Annotated in this window: 3 protein-coding genes; 1 reads left to right on the top strand and 2 read right to left on the bottom strand. The window is 47.6% G+C overall.

All coding sequences use genetic code 11. The features are described from left to right. Positions 1–514: rolling circle replication-associated protein (locus I5W_RS17885; protein ID WP_044530240.1), on the top strand; the 514-nt coding region annotated here is incomplete at its 5' end. Positions 515–564: 50 nt separating this feature from the next. Here I5W_RS17885 and I5W_RS34280 read toward each other — a convergent pair. Both I5W_RS34280 and I5W_RS30135 read right to left on the bottom strand, forming a co-directional pair. Then, the gene (locus I5W_RS34280; RefSeq protein WP_159106135.1) at positions 565–774 is read right to left on the bottom strand and encodes a papain-like cysteine protease family protein; all 210 of its coding nucleotides are present in this window, start codon (positions 772–774) and stop codon (positions 565–567) included. Then, the gene (locus I5W_RS30135) at positions 752–1,591 is read right to left on the bottom strand and encodes a papain-like cysteine protease family protein (protein WP_148289140.1); all 840 of its coding nucleotides are present in this window, start codon (positions 1,589–1,591) and stop codon (positions 752–754) included. Before I5W_RS30135 ends, I5W_RS34280 begins: the two co-directional genes overlap by 23 nt. Positions 1,592–1,829: the final 238 nt, after the last annotated feature.

Raw genomic sequence — 1,829 nt, 5'->3', positions numbered from 1 at the left:
GGGAAGTTCCGGCGCCCGTCGGGAGGTGCGTGGATTTCATTACGTGGCGGTGATTGAGGAACAGCAGCGCGGGGCCTTGCATTTTCATGTGGCTGTCCGTGGCCGTCAGTGCTATCAACTCCTGCGCTCCATCTGGTCAAGCATTGTCGGTGTCGATGAACAAGGGCGCTCGATGTCAAACATTGATGTACGCAACCCCTCCAAGTTCGGTTTCGGGAAAGACGGCATTCACAAGCTCGCCTCTTATATCGCCAAATACTGCGGCAAACAAATGGAATGCAGGGACTTTGATCAGAAACGGTATTTCGCCTCCAGGGGCATCCCTAAGCCCGATGTGCAGAGCTGGGCTCTCGCGAGCACTAATTCGCTCGGTGCCGTGCAGACGGCCTTTGTAATTGCCGGCGCGGGCCTCTTGGACGGTGCGCAGTTCTGGTACAACAAAGCGCTTGATGTTATATGGATTGCAACAGCGCCTTATCACGGCTCAGGAACTTTAGAAACTGTGCCATTCTGAATAACAGGCTATTCGCTATGTTTGATTTGCGTTGAATTTAGCCATATGTGTTACTTTTTATAAGCTGTCAATGCGCTTCTATGATCTCTCCAGCAGAAGCATTCGTTGAAGTCGGAGAGTGACATCCATTCATGTTCTTGCTCTGCAGGGTCATGATAGATCACATTTTCTTTTGCTCTATCTACACCGATGAGAACAATGGCGTGGTCATATGATTCATCAGTGGATATTGTCGCTTCAAACGGGGCCGAATTTATCAAGCATCGAATATAAGTTTTCGATAGTCCATTGCTTGTCTTCAGGAGCAGGGATGTTGATAAGATTCGCTCGTCGATTTCGCGTCTTGTAATCTATTTGACTATCAAGTGCCTTGGGCTGCCCGTCTGTATCATATAAATAACTCAAGCTCTCTTTTCCTAGAGGCTCAGCTCCAAAGTATTTGCGGATCATATTCATCGTTGCGTCCCAGCACCCATACGAGCCGGTTTGTTTTATGTACGGCACTCCAGAAATCACCTCCACTCGGATTGATGTCGAGCTTGATCCCGCTGTGCTCATGTAGCCCCCTCGAAAGCCTTGCCTGATCTGTGTTGGAAGATCTTTTTTTTGACCTCTTGCCGCGCTGAGTAATTTTGATTGCTGACTTTTTCCGAGAATACAGCTAGTCCACATATGTGAGCCTAGGGTTTTCTTATCGTTCGTATCATCCCTCGTATTTAATAGATGACCATTCATGTGGCTGCTCGCTTCGGGGCCTCGGCTTGTGTTGTCGATTTCAGGAACGACGTTAAAGCTTGAAACTTTCATATTCTTTTTTGGTAGTTCATATAGGGAATTTTTGAGTAAAAACTTCTTCTTAAAAGTTCCAAAATCGCTTTTAAAACACAGTTGCGTAGATAGTTCTTGGGCATCGTAAAAAGCGAAATGAAACTGTCGCCGCCCGCAAACTAAGGAGAATCTAGGAGAGCGGTGTCGGTTAGGGCGGATCGGACGGTTGCGCTGACATACAATATGCCTCACCGAATAAAGGCATTGAACGATTGGCCAAGTTGGATTTGTAGAGCTGGTCGCTTGCAAGCCCTAACTCTCTTCGGAGCAGTGCAGACGGCTTTTGTAGTTGCGCTGGCAAGGGCCTCTTAGACGGTGCGCAGTTCTGGTAAAAGAAAGCGCTCGACGTTATTTGGATTGCAACAGCCCCTTATCAAGGCACGGGAACTTTGGGAGCTGTTCCGTTCTAATGCTCATTGTGTTCGGCAATTGGGGGAGAACATGTCATGTCGAGTAACATCATTGTTTTGGGTGATAAAACAAGTCA

This window comes from Herbaspirillum sp. B65 (assembly GCF_000333555.1).
Taxonomy (GTDB): domain Bacteria; phylum Pseudomonadota; class Gammaproteobacteria; order Burkholderiales; family Burkholderiaceae_D; genus Herbaspirillum; species Herbaspirillum rubrisubalbicans.
Note: the sequence above shows the minus strand (reverse complement) of the source record. Positions and strands in the feature narration are given on the sequence as shown.